The organism is Halanaerobium sp. (assembly GCF_003070835.1).
Genome location: NZ_QBLR01000346.1, coordinates 1 through 3451, shown reverse-complemented (window position 1 = coordinate 3451; position 3451 = coordinate 1). Strand labels below are relative to the sequence as shown.

The 3451-nt window shown below is 35.9% G+C and carries 2 protein-coding genes and 1 pseudogene; all 3 read right to left on the bottom strand.

Going from position 1 to position 3451, the window contains the following annotated elements; all coding sequences use genetic code 11:
• Positions 1–255: 255 nt before the first annotated feature.
• A pseudogene (locus tag CI949_RS18740) lies at positions 256–1221 on the bottom strand (acyl-CoA dehydratase activase); the annotation flags it as partial.
• Positions 1222–2304, bottom strand: coding sequence for an acyl-CoA dehydratase activase-related protein (locus CI949_RS18735; RefSeq protein WP_073158352.1), 1083 nt, complete (start codon positions 2302–2304; stop codon positions 1222–1224).
• 1 nt (position 2305) lies between these two features.
• Positions 2306–3352 carry an acyl-CoA dehydratase activase-related protein gene (locus tag CI949_RS18730; protein WP_290769212.1) on the bottom strand — a complete coding sequence of 349 codons (1047 nt, stop codon included), beginning with the start codon at positions 3350–3352 and terminating at the stop codon, positions 2306–2308.
• Between the last annotated feature and the right edge of the window lie 99 nt (positions 3353–3451).

Below are 3451 nucleotides of genomic sequence, written 5' to 3'. Positions count from 1 at the left end.
AAAAATCAGTTAAGATAATAATTATCTAGAGATTTAAACAAAACTGTTATCTTCTTTCTTATTTTCATCTGATTTTTCAAGCTCTTCTAATTCTTTCATAACCTGTTTCTCTTTTTCCAGATCTACTTTATAAAGATCAACTTCTATTTCTTCAGAATCTAGATTAGAAGCTTTATCCTGTTTTTTTGAAGATTTAGCAGCTGTTTTTTCTTCCTTCTCAGAACTCCCCTCAGCATTAGCAGCAGCACTATCACCAATTAGAGATGCCGTCCATTTACCACACCGGTCACCTGTAACAGCAATCACTTTACTATCAGCTATGACTTTGATTACCTCACAGTTATTGGCACAGTCCTCACATTCAAAACTTGTTGTTTCAAACTCCTGCTCTGTTAAATCAAAACCTCTAAAACTGCTTTCCTGACCACTTCTTTTGACATCTCTTTTGGCCAGCATAGCAATTCCAATTGACCCCATTACATCGTGATGTTCAGGGACAATTACTTCAGCTCCAATCTCTTCTTCAAAAGCTGCTTTGATTCCGATATTGGCTGCCACACCACCCTGGAAGATATATTCTCCTTCTAAAACTCGATTACGAACCAGGTTATTCATGTAATTTCTGACCAGTGCTTCTGAGAGACCATTGATGATTTCAGGTTTAGTAAATCCATACTGCTGCTTTGAAATCATGTCAGATTCCGCAAAAACCGTACAGCGGCCTGCTATCCTGACATCTCGGTCAGCTTCTAAGGCCAGACCTCCAAATTCTTCAATGGGCACTCCCAGTCTTTCTGCCTGATGGTCCAAAAAAGAACCAGTACCGGCTGCACAGACAGTGTTCATCGCAAAATCAACTGCAATACCATCTTCCACAATAATTAGTTTGGAATCCTGTCCCCCGATTTCAAAAATGGTACCGGCTTCAGGATGATAATAGGTGGAAGCCCGGGCATGAGCTGTAATCTCATTTTTAACTGTATCTGCACCCAGCACATAGGCAATCAGCTGTCTCCCACTGCCTGTAACTCCAACTCCACTAATCTTATAATTTTCAAGTTCAATTTCTTCCCTTAATTTTGCTAAACCTTCTTTAACCAGTTCGATGGGGTTACCTGAGTTACGGGTATAAAGTTTAAAAACAAGTTCGTTTTCTTCATCAATAGCAACAATATTGATACTAACTGATCCTATATCTACACCCAGATAAAGATTATTCATCTACATAACCTCCCTATAATTTTTTTCTCTGATCATATCCAAAAATGCTTCCACTCTGGTCAGTACATTTGCATCAGCAGTCTGTTCATCAATAGAAATTGTTAAAACAGGTATCTCATATTTTTCTGATAGATCATCCATTACACTCTGAGACACCAGTTCTGGCAGACAGCCAAAGGGTTTAAGATGAATAATCCCATCAAAGCCTTCTTCCTTAAAATTAATGGCATGACCAATATTTCCCTGAGCATGACCGCCAATTCCAATTTCAATAAATTCTTCTCCCTTTTTCTCAATTTTTTCTAAGTCTCTGTCGAGAAACGGAAAAGCATTTTCTCTAATCCAGTTTGTTAGATACTGGGAACGTTCAACCTCAAAACCAAAGCGATTTACTTTTTCTTCAATCTGGTTGTTAATTGACTCTTCCATTACAACATAAATTTCGCCAATAATTCCAATTTTATAGCGCTCAGCTTCAACTGGAATTGAATCCTCAAATTTAATCAGTTTATTTAAATATTTATTTTTAATTTCCTTTATCTCTGCAGTATTTTTAATCTGGTAAAAATCTTCCTGAGCCTGCATCCAGAGCTTATTAATTGTTCCTTTGTCATTATAGGCTCTTAAGATTTCTATCTTTTTTTCTATTTCATCTAAAGCTTTTGTCAGCTCATAAACAATTTTTATCACTCGACCGACCTGCAGCCAGGAGCTGTCTCCTTTTAATCGTTTAATAACCTCATAAAAGTATTTATAATCATCATGAGGAGAGTCAATAACAATAATCTCCACTTCATGACCTAAATCCTGAAGGATTTTTTTGTGCACTTCACCATAATATCCAGCCCGGCAGGGTCCATGACCACCACTGGTAACCAGAGCATCTAAATTCTTATCCATCAATTTTAAATAGATACCAGTAATCACTTTAAAAGGAAAACAGGCAAATTCAGGACTGTATTTTACCCCCAGATCAATAATTTCTTTATCTGGTTTGGGCGGCATTACCACATCATGTCCCAGCAGTTCAAATAATTTGGCATATACAATTGTTGGTCCCATATAAGGAAAAGATAGTCTCATTTTAATTATTCTCCTTTTTTAGCCGCATCAGATCGATAAAAGCTTCAATTCTAGTGATAATATGGCTTTCACCTGTCTGTTCATCAATCCTTAATGTCATAAATGTTTTTTCATATTCTTTAGCATCAACTTCTAAAATCTGCCCCAGCATTGAATCAGGTCCACAGCCAAAAGCAGTCAGATGAATAACCCCATCTATCCCATCATTTTTTAAATAATGTTCTGCTGCTCCATAAAGTTTATTTGTAAACTCCCAAAACATGGGCTTTCTCAGATTAGACAATTCTTTTTCTATAATATCTTCTGCCACCATCGAAAAAGTATGAACTCTGACCCCCATTTCCTTTAGCTTATTTATTATATCCATATTTATATACTGGTCAAAAATATTGTAGACATAGCCGATCACGGCAATATCAACAACTTCCTCATTTACGGGAGCTTCTAAATTCTGATCTCTGCTCTGAGGTGGTTTTGGATCATTTTCAAATTTAGTAATTACCTCTTCTAAAATTTCTAGTTCTTCTATTCCGGCAAAGTCATCGATCAAATAACCCTTAAAAAGTAAGTCTCTATACCTCTGCCAGAAATCAGTTGCTTTTTTTAAAGCAGATTTCATTTCTCTTTTAGGAATATTTAAAGTTTTAGACAGTTTTTGATGATTATCAAATTTCGCTATATCATCACTTTTTGAATCAATCTGATCAGCAATTACCTCAGTTTTTAAACCGGGTAGAGAATGTCTGATCATATCCGGCAGACCTAAAAATTTTGGACACAAAACTACATCTTTTTTAAGTGAGCGAAAGCGCGGCATAAAAATATAGTCCACATCTTTTTGATCCAGATTTAAAACATGTCCGATCATCACTTTTATGGGAACACAAATTTCTGATAAGGACTTTTTTACTCCTTTATTCAGCAGATCCCTGGAGGTGCTGTCAGAAATAACAGGCTCTAAATTAAGTTCCGAAAAAAGCTTAAGCCAGAAAGGAAAATAATAATAATACAGCAGAGCTCTGGGGATACCAACTTTTCTTTTTTTCATATCTCAATGCCTCCAAAACTTCTCAGAAATTATTTTCAATTTATAAAATATTTCATATTGGAATAATAAGATAAGGAAGAGAACTGTTCTCTCCCTTAT

Excerpts from the sequence above, each read along its gene's own strand:
- CI949_RS18730 (WP_290769212.1), bottom strand. The coding sequence starts at position 3,352 with ATGAAAAAAAGAAAAGTTGGTATCCCCAGAGCTCTGCTGTATTATTAT.
- CI949_RS18735 (WP_073158352.1), bottom strand. The coding sequence starts at position 2,304 with ATGAGACTATCTTTTCCTTATATGGGACCAACAATTGTATATGCCAAA.